14 protein-coding genes are annotated in these 14,689 nt (G+C 56.0%); 6 read left to right on the plus strand and 8 right to left on the minus strand.

The features are described 5' to 3' along the window. Window positions 1–15 precede the first annotated feature (15 nt). Complete coding sequence (gene fkpA / locus FAZ14_RS16150; protein WP_016942994.1) at window positions 16–873, minus strand: FKBP-type peptidyl-prolyl cis-trans isomerase; 858 nt, start codon at window positions 871–873, stop codon at window positions 16–18. A 212-nt stretch (window positions 874–1,085) separates the two neighbouring features. Here fkpA and FAZ14_RS16155 point away from each other — a divergent pair, with 212 nt between their 5' ends. Then, window positions 1,086–1,304, plus strand: a complete 219-nt coding sequence (locus FAZ14_RS16155) for a protein SlyX (protein WP_016942993.1) — start codon at window positions 1,086–1,088, stop codon at window positions 1,302–1,304. Between the two features lie 30 nt (window positions 1,305–1,334). On the opposite strand, the gene qhpR is transcribed toward FAZ14_RS16155, so the two are convergent. Beyond that, on the minus strand, window positions 1,335–2,375 hold the full coding sequence (gene qhpR, locus FAZ14_RS16160) for an AraC-like transcriptional regulator QhpR (protein WP_016942992.1): 1,041 nt from the start codon (window positions 2,373–2,375) through the stop codon (window positions 1,335–1,337). A gap of 150 nt (window positions 2,376–2,525) precedes the next feature. After that, window positions 2,526–3,542, minus strand: coding sequence for a phosphotransferase enzyme family protein (locus tag FAZ14_RS16165; RefSeq protein ID WP_153508866.1), 1,017 nt, complete (start codon window positions 3,540–3,542; stop codon window positions 2,526–2,528). 370 nt (window positions 3,543–3,912) lie between these two features. On the opposite strand from FAZ14_RS16165, the gene eat reads away from it, so the two are divergent. Then, window positions 3,913–5,295, plus strand: coding sequence for an ethanolamine permease (gene eat, locus FAZ14_RS16170; protein ID WP_038925444.1), 1,383 nt, complete (start codon window positions 3,913–3,915; stop codon window positions 5,293–5,295). A 461-nt stretch (window positions 5,296–5,756) separates the two neighbouring features. Continuing rightward, window positions 5,757–7,007 (plus strand): oxalate decarboxylase family bicupin, encoded by a 1,251-nt coding sequence (locus tag FAZ14_RS16175; RefSeq protein ID WP_016942989.1) that lies wholly within the window; start codon window positions 5,757–5,759, stop codon window positions 7,005–7,007. A gap of 123 nt (window positions 7,008–7,130) precedes the next feature. Here the strand turns inward: FAZ14_RS16175 and slyD are convergent, their stop codons facing one another. The 4 genes from slyD to kefG all read right to left on the minus strand — a co-directional run bounded on the left by slyD (window position 7,131) and on the right by kefG (window position 10,527). After that, on the minus strand, window positions 7,131–7,742 hold the full coding sequence (gene slyD / locus FAZ14_RS16180; RefSeq protein WP_019845185.1) for a peptidylprolyl isomerase: 612 nt from the start codon (window positions 7,740–7,742) through the stop codon (window positions 7,131–7,133). Between the two features lie 148 nt (window positions 7,743–7,890). After that, entirely contained in the window at window positions 7,891–8,085 is a 195-nt protein-coding gene (locus tag FAZ14_RS16185) for a YheV family putative zinc ribbon protein (RefSeq protein ID WP_016942987.1), read from the minus strand. A 73-nt stretch (window positions 8,086–8,158) separates the two neighbouring features. Continuing rightward, window positions 8,159–9,973 (minus strand): glutathione-regulated potassium-efflux system protein KefB, encoded by a 1,815-nt coding sequence (kefB, locus tag FAZ14_RS16190; protein WP_153508867.1) that lies wholly within the window; start codon window positions 9,971–9,973, stop codon window positions 8,159–8,161. Between the two features lie 2 nt (window positions 9,974–9,975). After that, on the minus strand, window positions 9,976–10,527 hold the full coding sequence (gene kefG / locus FAZ14_RS16195) for a glutathione-regulated potassium-efflux system ancillary protein KefG (protein WP_038925443.1): 552 nt from the start codon (window positions 10,525–10,527) through the stop codon (window positions 9,976–9,978). Between the two features lie 123 nt (window positions 10,528–10,650). Between kefG and FAZ14_RS16200 the strand changes: the two genes are divergently transcribed. Further along, window positions 10,651–12,570, plus strand: a complete 1,920-nt coding sequence (locus FAZ14_RS16200; RefSeq protein WP_038925442.1) for an ABC transporter ATP-binding protein — start codon at window positions 10,651–10,653, stop codon at window positions 12,568–12,570. Window positions 12,571–12,649: 79 nt separating this feature from the next. Here FAZ14_RS16200 and FAZ14_RS16205 read toward each other — a convergent pair whose 3' ends face one another. Then, on the minus strand, window positions 12,650–13,255 hold the full coding sequence (locus FAZ14_RS16205) for a LysE family translocator (RefSeq protein WP_029456532.1): 606 nt from the start codon (window positions 13,253–13,255) through the stop codon (window positions 12,650–12,652). Window positions 13,256–13,373: 118 nt separating this feature from the next. Between FAZ14_RS16205 and FAZ14_RS16210 the strand changes: the two genes are divergently transcribed. Next, window positions 13,374–14,372: a hydrolase gene (locus tag FAZ14_RS16210; protein ID WP_038925441.1), complete on the plus strand. Its 999-nt coding sequence runs from the start codon at window positions 13,374–13,376 to the stop codon at window positions 14,370–14,372. Next, on the plus strand, window positions 14,369–14,614 hold the full coding sequence (locus FAZ14_RS16215; protein ID WP_050567031.1) for a YheU family protein: 246 nt from the start codon (window positions 14,369–14,371) through the stop codon (window positions 14,612–14,614). The genes FAZ14_RS16210 and FAZ14_RS16215 overlap by 4 nt, the downstream gene beginning before the upstream one ends. Window positions 14,615–14,689 lie beyond the last annotated feature (75 nt).

Consider the following 14,689-nt stretch of genomic DNA (forward strand, 5'->3'; position numbering starts at 1 on the left):
GCGGCGTACAAGGCATTACTGAGCGGCTTTCTTCGCTTTGTCGTCAGCCGGTTTTTCTGCTTTCGGTGCAGCAGCGCCTTTCGCGTCGGCATCCGACTTGATATCCAGCAGTTCGACGTCGAACACCAGCGTAGAGTTAGCCGGGATCCCCGGAACACCCGCTTCGCCGTAAGCCAATGCCGGTGGGATAACCAGCTTGATCTTACCGCCTTTCTTCACGTGCTTGAGGCCTTCAGTCCAGCCCGGGATAACGCCATCCAGACGGAAAGACAGCGGCTCACCGCGTTTGTAGGAGTTATCGAACTCGGTGCCATCAACCAGCGTACCCTTGTAGTTCACCACGACGGTATCGCTGTCTTTAGGTGCCGCGCCGGTCCCTTCCTTCTCTACCTGATAAAGCAGGCCGGATTCCGTTTTCTTCACGCCTTTTTCTTTGGCGAAGGCATCACGGAATTTGGTGCCTTTATCCGCATTGTCTTTAGCGTCCTGCTGCATTTTTGCCTGAGCCGCTTCTTTCACGCGGCCTTCAAACGACTGCAGGGTTTTCTCGATTTCTTCGTCAGACAATTTGCTCTTGTCAGCAAACGCATCCTGAACCCCCTGGATCAACTGTTGTTTATCCAGTTTGATACCCAGTTTTTCCTGCTCTTTCAGGGAGTTGTCCATGTAGCGACCCAAAGAGGCGCCCAGCGCATACGCGGCGGCTTCTTCATCGCTCTTAAATTGACCTGCCGCTGCTTTCGCGGCGTCCGCTGCCGCAGGAGCGGTAGCTGCTGCATCAGTGGTCTTGGCCGCATCCGCTGCCATAACACCCGTACTCAGCGCCAGTCCCATGGCCGCCGTCAGCAGTGTGACTTTAAACAGTGATTTCATCCATCTCTCCAACATTCGGAGCACCATGCCCCGGCAACATTAACATTTCGCCAGCTACTATAACGTTGCGTGCAAAGACAATACAACGACACGCCGCACCAGATAGCGAAAAATTCTGAATACCAGGATTTACGCCCGATGGCGTAGGGTTTTACTACCAGAACTTTCCGCTTTCTGACACACTTTGCACTCACTGCACGGGAGGAAAAATGATGTCACTGTCACCACTGGAACAACGGCTCGAATTGCTGGAAAGCCGACTGGCTTTTCAGGAGATAACGATTGAGGAATTGAACCAGACCGTCGTGCACCATGAACTGGAAATGGCCCGGTTGCGCGAACAATTACGGCTGCTCACCGACAAACTGCGGGCGACGTCCCCTTCCATGATTGCCTCGCAGTCGGAAGAAACACCGCCGCCGCATTATTAAATACCGGCAAGCCCGATAACCACCAGCGTGTTATGCCTTGCGCCACTGCCGTGGGCTGATGCCAAACCAGCGGCGGAAGGCGCGGGAAAACGCGCTCACCTCGGAGTACCCCAGCAGGAATGCCATCTCGGAAATCGACAGCTGGCGTTGCTGTAAATAGTGGGTGGCCATCTCGCAGCGCACCTTTTCCACCAGTTGGGTGAAGGTGATACCTTCGTCTTTCAGCCGACGTTGTAGTGACCAGCTCGATAACCCGATGCTCTCCGCCACCTCGTCCAGCGACGGTTCCCCCTGCGACAACACCTGACGTAGCCGGGCGCGCGCCAGCTCCACTACGCTCTGCTGGGGGGCATCGTTGTTAAGCCGACGCAACGCGTCCTGTACCACCAGCAGCAACAGCGGGTCATTGTCCGGCATAGACCGCGTTACATCACGTTTGGGGATCAACAACGAGTTGAACGGCTGATCGAAATACACTGGCGCGTCAAACACTTTACAATGCTCATGCCACTGCTCGGGACGAGGATGTTCAAAATGGACCTCCCGCGGTGCCCAGTTTTTGCCTGCCGCATGACGAATCAGGTTTAATATCATCCCCAATGTCAGCTCGGCATCCTGCCGACAATGCAGGATAGCGCCGTGACGCACCTGATAGTCAAAGCGCCAGCAGTCGCCTTTATCGACCAGACGAATCAAGGTGTCGTGTTGATGGAACGGGAAGGCATTGACTACGTTATGCAATGCCTGCTCCAGAGTGGCACTGCATAACCCAACATAGCCTATCAACCCCAACGCCTGCGGCTTGAACTGTCGGCCGTAATGCAGCCCGAAATTATCACAGTCCGAATAGCGGGCCGCCTCCTCCAGTACCCGGCAATAATTGACCAGTCCGACGCTAAGCGTCGGGCAGGCCAGCATTTCCGGGTTGATACCACTGATACCGAGAATGCGATCCGCATCGCCGCCTTTTTCACCGATAAAATCGGTCAGACCTGATGCCGCCGCCGCCAGAACCCCCCGATGCCCGGATAGCTCGGCCACCGGCGGTAACCGAAAAGACGTGGTTTCCATGATTCCTGCCTCACACAACCGATTCAATATCATAAACCTGCAAATTCCATACCATTCACAAGTCACTGATTTCTATCGCGTCGAAAGGCAAAGTGGCACCACGACGATCCCGTGGTGCGCTATCATGGTGCACAGTTCGCTACGGCAGAGTCAGGCACCCACCGGCAGTGCGGCGTTCTCCAGATAACGTCGACATAACCGCACGGTGTGATCGCTCCAGTCGGTTCCCAGGCTGATGGCCTGCTCAGTCTGGCTATGGGATCCCGCCCAGGCCATTAACTGAATGCGCCGCTGGATCAGCAATGAGGGGATCACCGCCCGGTCTGCCTCGCCCAGTGGGCAAATTTTCTGGTAACCATTGATCCAGCCCTCCACCCATGACGGTGCGCTGGGGTGATGCTCCACAAAGCTGATGGCTGCCGCCAGATCGTGCAGATACCAGCTAAAGCCGCAATCATCAAAGTCGATCACCCGGGTTTCGCCGTTTTGCAGCAACAGGTTGGTCAGCCGTAAATCCGCGTGGATCAACCCATAACGCTGGCGATCCTTGCCGTAATGGGTCAGCGCCTGATGCACCTGTGTCAGCGTTTCTTCGATGACGCCGTGATCCGTTGCCTTCAGGTTGGGTGCATCCTGCCAACGCCCCCAATGCCCTTGCGGCCCGACCATGGTGTCATGATCCCAGACCAGCCGACGAAAACCGTTGGGGCGCTCCCAACGACGGCTGTGTTGATGCAAACGGGCAGTAATCATCCCCAGTTGTTCAAAAGCAGCGGCGTCGACCTCGGTGGTCGGCATTTCACCGTCAATCCAGTGGAACAGCACCACATTGCGCACCGTGCCATCACGCATCGTCACGGTTTGCACGGCTTCGCCATCCAACCCGTTCAGGGCCTGCGGCACGGTAATACCTTCTTCGCGCAACGCGTCCAGCCAGGCCAGTTCACCGGCGATGTCCTCACGCTGATGATAGCCGGGACGGTGAATACGCATCGCGTAGCGTTTACCACCGGCGATCAGCCGATAGGTGGCATTTTCCGAACGACACAACAGGCTGAGCTGCCCCTGCTGCGCCGATGGGTAACGTTGCATAGCCAGTGCGGCCAACTGGTCCAGCGTGGTGTTATCAAGGGTATCGTACTGTTCTGCCATATCCTGCTCTGCCATAGGTGTTATCTCATCCAAAGAGGGCCAAACCGGGTGGTGTCCAGCGGACAGGGCACCGCCTGACTATCAGAATGAGATCACTCCGGCGATGATGCTTGACGTCACAGTGCCGCAAATTGACCTTGCACGACACCGCCCCAGCGAATCCTCCCGGTTTGACCGTAGAGCGCAAAAATCTACGGGCAGAGGTCAAGTCGCCGACGAACCCCAGGCGGCATTATCGAAAGCGTACCACCCTGTCGGACAGACCTGGCACAGCACGCAACCGTACCGTTTTCTGACGCGGTCATTTTTATAAACACATGATTTTTATACACAGAGGTGATGAAAAGCCGCTATTTTCATCCCACGACTTGTAGGGGAGACCGTCATGACAATGCAGCTAAAACCCACGCAGTTAAAACCCACCCTGGGTACGCTTCATCTGTGGGGGATTGCCGTCGGCCTGGTGATTTCCGGCGAGTACTTTGGCTGGAGTTACGGCTGGGGTGTGGCGGGAACGCTAGGCTTTCTCGTCACCACCCTGATTATCGCCGCCATGTACACCTGCTTTATTTTTAGCTTCACCGAACTGACCACCGCCATTCCTCATGCTGGTGGCCCCTTCGCCTATAGCCGCCGCGCCTTTGGCGAAACCGGCGGCCTGATTGCCGGTATGGCGACCCTGATCGAATTTGTGTTCGCGCCACCGTCGATCGCGATGGCTATCGGCGCTTATCTCAATGTGCAGTACCCGTCGTTGGATCCGCGCTACGCCGCCACCGGCGCTTACCTTATCTTTATGACACTGAATATTTTGGGCGTGAAACTGGCGGCGATGTTTGAACTGTTCGTCACCGTGTTGGCGGTCATCGAATTGCTGGTGTTCATGGGGGTAGTCGCGCCCGGTTTCAGCATCAGCCACTTCGTCGCCAACGGCTGGGCCGGTAGTAGTGATTTCGGTAGCCCGGCCATTTCCGGCATCTTCGCCGCCATTCCTTTTGCTATCTGGTTCTTTCTGGCAATTGAAGGTGCCGCAATGGCTGCCGAAGAAGCCAAAGACCCACAACGCACCATTCCTAAAGCCTACATCAGCGGCATTATCACGCTGGTGGTGCTGGCGCTCGGCGTCATGGTGATGGCAGGCGGTGTGGGTGACTGGCGTACGCTGTCTAACATCAACGACCCGCTGCCGCAGGCGATGAAAGCCGTGGTGGGATCAAACTCGGGCTGGATGCACATGCTGGTGTGGATCGGTCTGTTCGGGTTAATCGCCAGCTTCCACGGCATTATCCTCGGCTATTCACGTCAATTCTTCGCGCTGGCCCGGGCCGGTTATTTACCTGCCGGACTGGCGAAGCTATCCCGGTTCCAGACACCGCATCGCGCTATTCTGACTGGCGGCGTGATTGGCATCGCCACCATCTTTAGCGATAGCTGGATCAACCTGCAGGGAATGACGTTGACCGCCGCAATGATCACGATGGCGGTGTTCGGGGCCAACGTGATGTACATGATGAGTATGCTGAGCCTGTTTCGTTTACGCCGCAGCGAACCGGAGCTGCATCGTACGTTCCTGGCACCGGGTTATCCGATAATCCCGGCTATCGCACTGGTACTGTCGGTGGTGTGCCTGATTGCGATGCTGTGGTTCAACCCGGTTATTGGCGGCCTGTTTATTGTGCTGATGCTGATGGGTTACAGCTATTTCCTGATGACCCGCGCCCAGCGAGACAATGCCCCTCAAGACGCCATGCTGGTAGGGAAGGAGTAATCTGTCTTTCTCACCGGAATGATTCAACACCATATTATTCAACGCTATATTATTCAACGCCTCCCTCGGGAGGCGTTGAACGGTGAGGTGACAATAACTCAACCTGTAAACAAGCATTACAGCACATCCGCCGTCCGGCACAGCCATACCGCTTCCCTGCCCTCGCTATTTTTTTGCCAAAACACGCATTGAGAGAAACAAAAACGAAACATTGGCGAAACAAATAGCAAACACGGCCATTTCCTCACCCTTTCTCACTGGTAATACATAAATATTATTTATATTTATTACCAATAACTCCTTACAAGTCACCCGCAGAGAAAGTGAGCTGCTGTTATAAAAATACAGGATGTCTGACTGCGACGAGATAGCACAGCATCAGCCTACATCACGAGCAGGCCCGATGCGAATGGTATCCGCCGTCATGATGACATCACATTTAACTTAGCAAGGAGTCGCTCATGAATGCATTAACACGTCGAAACTTTATGGCGTTTACTGTTGGCGGAACCGTGGCGCTGGCAGCCGGGAAACTGCACGCACAAGATAACGCCATTCCATGGACTGGGAACGGCCTGGGAGGGAACGACCCCGGCCCGCAAAACCGACAGCGGCAAATGCAGAACCCCGATCTGGTCAACCCACCATTAACCGATAACGGGACCTTACCCAATCTGCGTTTTTCTTTTAGCGACGCCCATATACGCAAAGGCAGTGGCGGCTGGACACGTCAGGTGACGCAACGCGAGCTGGGAATATCCACCACCATCGCTGGCGTGGATATGCGCCTCAACGCAGGTAGTATCCGTGAGCTACACTGGCATAAAGAAGGTGAATGGGCCTACATGCTGTACGGTAACGCCCGAATTACCGCCATCGATGCTGAAGGCCGTTGGTTTGTTGATGATCTGGGTGTCGGTGACCTGTGGTATTTTCCACCCGGTGTGCCGCACTCGATTCAGGGCCTGGGGCCTGATGGCTGTGAGTTCCTGTTAGCTTTTGACAGCGGTAACTTCGATGAAGACAGTACCTTTTTGCTGAGTGACTGGTTTAAACATATACCGCCGGAGGTACTGGCGAAGAATTTCGGCGTACCGGTGGAGACCTTCAGCCACCTACCCAGCCCATCCGACGAGTACATTTTTGCCGCGCCGGTACCGGGAAACATCGACAAGGGCGCGTTTGGCGGCGCAGGTCAGGTAGTCAACCCATTCAGCCACCGTATGCTGGCGCAGACCCCCATCAAGACCAAGGGCGGTACCGTGCGTATTACCGACTCGTCGGTGTTCAAGGTATCCAAAACTATCGCGGCAGCACTGGTAGAACTGGAGCCCGGTGCCATGCGAGAACTGCACTGGCATCCGAATAATGACGAGTGGCAATACTATCTTGAAGGAGAGGGGCGGATGGGGGTGTTTGCCTCATCCGGGCAGGCGCGCACCTTCGATTTTCGTGCGGGTGATGTCGGTTACGTCCCCTTCGCGATGGGGCATTACGTGGAAAATACCGGCACGACGCCACTGCGTTTTCTGGAGTTGTTTAAGAGCGACCACTATGCGGATATCTCGCTCAATCAATGGCTGGCACTGACACCACCAGCCCTGGTGGAGCAGCATCTGCACCTGAACAACGCCTTCATGCAGTCATTACAAAAAAGCAAAACACCGATTGTTCCGGACTACCCGGCAACAAAGACGGGTACCAAACGCTAACGCATTCGACAGCGCCACCACAACCGCCAGACGGGGGCAGGGAAAAATCACCCTCCTCCCACAAGGGGAAATAGCAAAAAAAAAGCCGCGTTCACACGCGGCTTTCTCTGAAACAGGGAAATATCAGTGTTGGCAACCGCAACCGCCGTGGCCGCCGCAACCGCCTTTACCCTTTTCATGGTCATGATCGTGATCATGGCCGTGGCCACCGCAGCAACCGTCGTGATCATGGTCGTGACCACCGCAGCAGCCTTCATGATCATGGTCGTGCGCGCCATGCACATGGCCGTGGGCCAGCTCTTCTTCCGTAGCTTCACGGATAGCAACCACTTCCACGTTGAATTTCAGGTTCTGGCCTGCCAGCATGTGGTTACCGTCAACCACAACGTGGTCATCCTGCACCTCGGTGATTTCTACCGGTACCGGACCCTGATCGGTATCAGCCAGGAAACGCATACCAACCTGCAGCTCATCCACACCGACAAATACGTCTTTCGGTACGCGCTGAACCAGATTGTCGTCGTATTCGCCGTAGGCATCGTTAGCACCGACGCTAACGTCAAAACGCTCGCCCACATCGCGGCCTTCCAGCGCTTTTTCCAAACCGGAAATCAGCGAACCGTGACCATGCAGATAGTCCAGCGGTGCGCTCACCGGAGACTCATCAACTAATACACCATCTTCTGTACGAACCTGATAAGCCAGGCTGACCACCAGGTCTTTTGCTACTTTCATGATATCTCCTAGCGTTGGAAATCAATTTGCGCAAATTGTAGCGGAAAAACATCCCCATGTATTGCCCGGGATAAAAAACTGTCTGGAAGACCTGTTCCACCGGCGTACCGTGCATCATCCACCGCCATTACAGCGGCTTTCAGCCTGGCTATTCCGGTCGAAACAGGCCGATGATTTCACCGGCAGGCGGCGTGGCCGCCTTGGGTGGCGCTTCCGACTGGCTTTGCTGATACCCGCAGTGCACACACACCACGACCTCGTCATCGCCTTCGCGTCCTACCGCCAGCGTATCCTGTGAATGACACTTTGGACACACCGCTCCGGCAATAAAGCGTTTACGCATAGTTGTTCTCCGGCTCCTGGTTAATCAGGTCTGCATTCACTTACGACAGACAACTTGTACACCTTGTCCCTGCTTAATGGTCGTCGTGCTCATCCCAGTCATCCGGGCGACGCCGTTCACGCTGCATTTCTCGCTCAAAGATCTCCTCAAGCTCGCGGCGGGCCTCTTTGACGCGGGAAATCTGCGCCACATCGCTTTTATGCTGCGGCATCAGTTCACGCAGCATACGCATATCCAGCCGACGAAAATGCTGCTGAGCCCGGTACGCCTGATGGGGATGCATGCCGAGTGTAATCAGCGTCTTGCGTCCCAATTCCAGCGCACTCGAAAACGTTTCACGTGTAAACAGGGTGACACCTGCCTGCAGCAGTTCATGCGCTTCCACACGCCCGCGGGCACGCGCCAGAATCTCCAGATGGGGGAAATGCTGCTGACACAAGTGCACAATCGTCATAGAGTGCTCTGGGTTCACACAGGTAATCACGATAGATTGCGCCTGATCTGCCCCGGCAGCACGCAGTAATTCGAGCTGAGTCGCGTCACCGTAATACACTTTATAGCCATAGGAGCGCATCAGTCGCACCGCGCTGATATCACGATCCAATACCGTGATGCGCATTTTGTTGGCCATTAATAAACGCGCGACAACCTGCCCAAAACGCCCGAACCCCACTACGATCACCTGAGGCCGGTCATTCTCCACATAATGCTTTTCATCCACCTCTTCCTGATGGTTAAAGCGGCGCGATAACAGTTTGTCGATCAGCGTCATCAGCAGCGGCGTCAGCATCATCGACAGAGTGACCGTCACCAGTAACAACGGCAGTTGTGACCCTTTCAGTACCCGATACGTCGCCGCAGAAGAAAACAGCACGAAAGCAAATTCACCGCCCTGACTGAGCACACAGGCAAACTGCAATCGTTCAGAGGAACGCAGCCCGTACATCCATGCCAGCAGGTACAAAATAATCCCTTTCACCACCACCAGAATCGCCACACCCGTCAACACCATCAGGATATTGGCGTACAGTATCCCGAGGTTGAGCGACATGCCGACCGAAATGAAAAACAGCCCCAACAGCAACCCTTTAAATGGCTCGATGGCGATTTCCAGTTCATGGCGGTATTCGCTCTCCGCCAGCAGCACACCGGCGATAAACGTGCCGAGCGCCATCGACAGGCCGAGCGCATCCATAAACAGCGCCGAACCTAACACCAGCAACAGCGCAGCGGCGGTGAACACTTCACGCACACCGGAGGCGGCGATAAACCGGAACAGCGGGCGCACCAGATAGCGACCGCCAATCAGCATGCCGCCAAATGCCACCACCTTCAGCACCACCTGCCGCCAGTCATCCAGTTCGCCTTGTACCCCCGCCAGTACCGGGATCAGCGCTAACGCTGGGATAACCGCCAGATCCTGAAACAGCAGCACAGAAAAGCCGAGCTGACCGGCCTCGTTACGGTGCATGCCTTTTTCCCGCATCAGCTGTAACGCGATAGCCGTAGAAGACATCGCCAGCCCAATGCCGCCGATCATCGCCGACTGCCAGGAAAAATGACTCAGATACAACGCGCCACCCAATAGCGTCGCGCTCAGCAAAACCTGCGCCGCACCGGTACCGAAGATAGACCGCCGCAGCCGCCACAATTTGGCCGGGTCCAGTTCCAGGCCAATGATAAACATCAGGAAGACCACACCCAGCTCGGAAAAATGCAGGATGGCTTCCACATCACGGATGAATCCCAGCCCCCACGGGCCAATGGCGATACCGGCCAGCAAGTAGCCCAGCACCGCACCAATCCCCAGCCGTGCGGCAATCGGCACCATCAACACGGCGACAAACAGGAACAACACCCCGGCGTTCAATAACGAAGACGTTTCCATGTTTAGTAATCCCCATGGGGAAACGGTGACGCCAGCCAATCGCTGTAGGCTTTAGCGTGTTCCCGTAATACATCAGGCGGCAAACGCCGGGCCCAGTAAATCACCAGCGGCGATAGCCAATTCATGTGGCACATGGCCGCCGTCATCTCAAACGGTCGCAGGACGTCATCCATCGAGTAGCGGTTCACGCCCGACGCACGGTAGGCGTCTTGCGGCTCACCGGTCGTGACCACCGAGCGCCAATATTTTCCGGCCAGCGCATTACCGCCGACCCCGTTGGCAAAGCCACGCGTCAGTACCCTGTCCAGCCACTCTTTCAGCAATGCCGGACAACTGTAGGTATAAAGCGGGTGCTGGAACACAATCAGTTGGTGATCACGCAGCAACTGCTGCTCATGATGAATGTCGATAAAAAAATCAGGATAGTGTGCATACAGGTCGTGCACCGTGACATGCCCAAGTTGCCGGGCATAGTGCAGTAGCAGCTTATTCGCGACCGAATCCTGAGATTCCGGATGGGCAAACAGCAGCAAAATCTTTGGTGGCTGCGACATCATTCCCCTCCAGGGCGTCGTCATTGCAGGTATTTTCGGCTACCATGCGTAGTGCAATACAACAGGACACGGCAGTCCTGATACCCGATCGGTAATTTAACATATTTGAACATTTGGCGCGTTATGATTGTTTTCTCCTCTTTGCAAATTCGACGCGGTACACGGGTACTGCTGGACAACGCCACTGCCACCATCAACCCAGGTCAGAAAGTCGGTCTGGTAGGTAAAAACGGCTGTGGCAAATCAACCCTGTTGTCATTACTGAAAGGGGAAATCAGCGCCGACGGCGGCAGCGTCACCTTTCCGCAAAACTGGGCACTGGCATGGGTGAATCAGGAAACCCCGGCGCTGGCGCGCTCGGCGCTTGATTATGTGATAGACGGCGACCGTGAGTATCGCCAGTTGGAAGCCGACCTCGACGCCGCCAACGCCCGCAACGACGGCAACGCTATCGCCACTCTGCACGGCAAACTGGACGCGATTCAGGCCTGGTCGATCCAAGCCCGCGCCGCCAGCCTGCTCAACGGGCTGGGTTTTCAGCAAGACCAGTTACAACGATCCGTCAGTGATTTCTCCGGTGGCTGGCGTATGCGTCTGAATCTGGCGCAAGCGCTGATTTGCCGCTCCGACTTACTGCTGCTTGATGAACCGACTAACCACCTGGATCTGGATGCGGTGATCTGGCTGGAGAAATGGCTGAAAAATTATCCGGGTACGCTGGTGCTGATATCCCATGACCGGGACTTTCTTGACCCGATCGCCAACCGCATCCTGCACATCGAGCAGGAAACCCTGTTCGAGTACACCGGCAACTACACCTCGTTCGAGCAACAGCGCGCCACCCGTCTGGCCCAGCAACAGGCGATGTACCAGCACCAGCAGGAGCGGGTCGCGCATCTGCAGCACTATATCGACCGTTTTCGCGCCAAAGCCAGTAAAGCCAAACAGGCCCAAAGCCGTATCAAGATGCTCGAACGCATGGAGCTTATCGCCCCGGCGCATGTCGACAACCCGTTCCGCTTCAGCTTTCGTGAACCGCAAGCGCTGCCCAACCCACTGTTGCGGATGGAAAAGGTCAGCGCGGGCTACGGCGACCGGTTGATTCTTGATTCTATCAAACTCAATCTGGTGCCCGGCTCACGCATCGGGTTACTGGGCCACAATGGCGCTGGTAAATCGACGCTCATCAAACTGCTGGCGGGCGAACTGCAGCCGTTTAGCGGCGACATCGGCCTGGCCAAAGGCATACGGCTGGGGTATTTCGCTCAGCACCAGTTGGAGTTTCTGCGCCCCGACGAGTCACCGTTACAGCACCTGACCCGACTGGCAGAGCGCGAGACCGAGCAGCAACTGCGTGATTATCTCGGCGGTTTCGGCTTTCGGGGCGACAAGGTCACCGAGTGCACCGAGCGTTTTTCCGGCGGCGAAAAAGCACGGCTGGTGCTGGCGCTGATTGTCTGGCAGCGCCCTAACCTGTTGCTGCTCGATGAACCGACCAACCATTTGGATCTCGACATGCGTCAGGCGCTAACCGAAGCGTTGATCGACTTCGACGGCGCGCTGGTGGTGGTATCGCACGATCGTCACCTGATCCGATCTACCACCGACGATCTCTATCTGGTGCACGACGGTAAAGTCGAGCCGTTTGACGGCGATCTGGAAGATTACCAGCAGTGGCTATTGGATGCCCAGAAGCAGGATAACGCGGCAGAATCCGCCCCCAAAGACAACGCCGCCAACAGTGCGCAGTCGAGGAAGGATCAAAAACGGCGTGACGCCGAACTGCGCGCTCTGACCCAACCGCTGCGTAAGCAGATAACCCAACTGGAACAACAGATGGAGAAGTTGCAGGCAACGCTGAGTGCGGTAGAAGAGCGCCTTGCCGACAGCGGGTTATATGACGTCAGCCGCAAAAGCGAATTGACCGACTGCTTGCAAAAACAAAGCGCGACGAAGGCCGAACTGGAGAACACCGAAATGGCCTGGCTGGATGCGCAGGAACAACTCGAACAGTTGCTGCGCGACGCAGAGACGCAGGGTTAAGCTAATACCGTTAAGCACCATCCTGAGTGAACGGCGGGCGCCATACGGTGGCCCGCCGTTCAGGTTCTCTTGACGATGATTAATGCCAAATCATCAGCACGCAGGTCGCCGTCAGTAACCCCATCGCAAGATTAAACACCTTCCAGGCACGCGGACTTTGCAGCAGGCGGCCGATCATCGCACCAAATCCCAGCCAGATAACCCCGGCCACGAAATTAACGCACACCATCGCCACGCTGATAGCCACCACCGACCCAACATAGCCATCACCAGACAGGCTAAACCCAGCCACCGCACCCAACGACATCAGCCAGGCTTTGGGGTTGAGGAACTGCAACAATCCACCCTGATACAACGGAATCGGCCGCGGTGGTGCCGTTTCGGTATCCAGCTTTTCGTAAGCCGCGGTGGCAATCTTCCACGATAACCACAGCAGATAGGCACTACCCAGCACCTTCAGCGCCAGATGCAGCGAGGGATAAAGCAGGATAAGACTACCCAACCCCAGTGCCACCAACAGCAGTATGCTTTGCATACCGATCATAATGCCCAGCATCAACGACATGGAACGTAATACGCCAAAGTTGGCTGCGGAGGCAGTAAGTAGCATATTATTGGGCCCTGGTGTAATGGCAGCGACCCACAAGAAACCGAGCATTGAAAGAAACAGGCTGACGTGCTCCATGAAACGACGATCCTTTAACATAAGGGACGTTAAACCTAGCAGCGCAGCAGGATGCAGACAAGTGCTTCGCCATGCCGCGACGGGCTCCCATGCCTCTTTTCATCATGGCTCTCTTTTTATGAATAATTCTTCTTACCGTAGTGCGTGCTTTCAGCCCCTGCCGGGTGGGCGCAACCCGCATATTCAGACACTATTGCCACGTCTGCTTCGTCGTCGTGCGGCCCTGAAACCCGTCTGGCAGCGTCTGCCCCTGCCAGACGGCGATTTTATCGACCTGGCCTGGAGCGAAGCGCCACAACAGGCGGCACATAAACCCCGTGTGGTACTGTTTCACGGGCTGGAAGGTAGTTTTCACAGCCCTTACGCTCACGGACTGATGGCAGCCTGCCAACAGCGCGGCTGGCTGGCGGTGGTGATGCACTTTCGTGGTTGCAGCGGACAACCGAACCGCCTGCCACGGGCGTATCACGCCAGCGAAACCGAAGATGCGCGCTACTTCCTGCACTGGCTGCGTCAGACGCTGGGTGAAGTCCCTACCGTCGCGGCGGGGTTTTCTCTGGGCGGGAATATGCTGGCTTGCCTGCTGGCACAACAAGGTGCCGCCTGCCCGTTGGATGCCGCGGCGGTGGTCTCCGCGCCGTTGATGCTAGAACCGTGTAGCACCCGTCTGGAGCAGGGTTTTTCACGCATTTACCAGTTCTATCTGCTGAATTCACTGCGTCGCAACGCCTTGCACAAGCTGACGATGTACCCCGATTGCCTGCCGGTGTCCGCCAGTCGGTTACGTCGGGTGCATCACCTGCGGGAGTTTGACGAGCTGGTCACATCGCCTCTGCACGGTTTTACCGACGCAACCGATTATTACCGGCGCAGCAGCGCCCTGCCGTTGCTGCCGCGTATCCGCCAGCCATTGCTGGTCATCCACGCCAAAGACGACCCGTTTATGACGCCGGAGGTCATCGCTGATGTCTCGCAACTCCCTGCCAATATCGACTATCAGTTGACGGAGCATGGTGGTCATGTCGGGTTTGTTGGCGGATCCTGGCGGCGGCCTGAATTGTGGCTGGAGCACCGTATTCCCGAGTGGTTTACCCCTTATCTGGAGCAGAACGCATGATCATTCCCTGGCAAGAATTGGCACCGGAAACACTGCAAAATCTGATTGAATCATTCGTCCTGCGTGAAGGCACCGACTACGGCGAGCAGGAGCGCACACTGGAAGAAAAAGTGGCGGAGATAGGTCAGCAACTGGCAAACGGCGAGGTCGTCCTGGTGTGGTCGGAATTACACGAAACCGTCAACATCATGCCCCGCCGCCAGCTCAGCAATAATGAACGGAATGAACGGTATCAGCCCTGAATCAATCGCTTAAAAACGTAAATTGCCGTGTCAGTGTGCGATAAACATGCTAACAATGATCAGATATTACATGGA

Source organism: Dickeya oryzae, assembly GCF_009372235.1.
In the GTDB taxonomy this organism is placed as follows: Bacteria; Pseudomonadota; Gammaproteobacteria; order Enterobacterales; family Enterobacteriaceae; genus Dickeya; species Dickeya oryzae.

What these genes read in the sequence shown, in the direction of transcription:
- fkpA (WP_016942994.1), bottom strand. Translation starts at nt 873, where the DNA reads ATGAAATCACTGTTTAAAGTCACACTGCTGACGGCGGCCATGGGACTG.
- FAZ14_RS16155 (WP_016942993.1), top strand. Translation starts at nt 1,086, where the DNA reads ATGTCACTGTCACCACTGGAACAACGGCTCGAATTGCTGGAAAGCCGA.
- qhpR (WP_016942992.1), bottom strand. Translation starts at nt 2,375, where the DNA reads ATGGAAACCACGTCTTTTCGGTTACCGCCGGTGGCCGAGCTATCCGGG.
- FAZ14_RS16165 (WP_153508866.1), bottom strand. Translation starts at nt 3,542, where the DNA reads ATGGCAGAGCAGGATATGGCAGAACAGTACGATACCCTTGATAACACC.
- eat (WP_038925444.1), top strand. Translation starts at nt 3,913, where the DNA reads ATGACAATGCAGCTAAAACCCACGCAGTTAAAACCCACCCTGGGTACG.
- FAZ14_RS16175 (WP_016942989.1), top strand. Translation starts at nt 5,757, where the DNA reads ATGAATGCATTAACACGTCGAAACTTTATGGCGTTTACTGTTGGCGGA.
- slyD (WP_019845185.1), bottom strand. Translation starts at nt 7,742, where the DNA reads ATGAAAGTAGCAAAAGACCTGGTGGTCAGCCTGGCTTATCAGGTTCGT.
- FAZ14_RS16185 (WP_016942987.1), bottom strand. Translation starts at nt 8,085, where the DNA reads ATGCGTAAACGCTTTATTGCCGGAGCGGTGTGTCCAAAGTGTCATTCA.
- kefB (WP_153508867.1), bottom strand. Translation starts at nt 9,973, where the DNA reads ATGGAAACGTCTTCGTTATTGAACGCCGGGGTGTTGTTCCTGTTTGTC.
- kefG (WP_038925443.1), bottom strand. Translation starts at nt 10,527, where the DNA reads ATGTCGCAGCCACCAAAGATTTTGCTGCTGTTTGCCCATCCGGAATCT.
- FAZ14_RS16200 (WP_038925442.1), top strand. Translation starts at nt 10,651, where the DNA reads ATGATTGTTTTCTCCTCTTTGCAAATTCGACGCGGTACACGGGTACTG.
- FAZ14_RS16205 (WP_029456532.1), bottom strand. Translation starts at nt 13,255, where the DNA reads ATGGAGCACGTCAGCCTGTTTCTTTCAATGCTCGGTTTCTTGTGGGTC.
- FAZ14_RS16210 (WP_038925441.1), top strand. Translation starts at nt 13,374, where the DNA reads ATGAATAATTCTTCTTACCGTAGTGCGTGCTTTCAGCCCCTGCCGGGT.
- FAZ14_RS16215 (WP_050567031.1), top strand. Translation starts at nt 14,369, where the DNA reads ATGATCATTCCCTGGCAAGAATTGGCACCGGAAACACTGCAAAATCTG.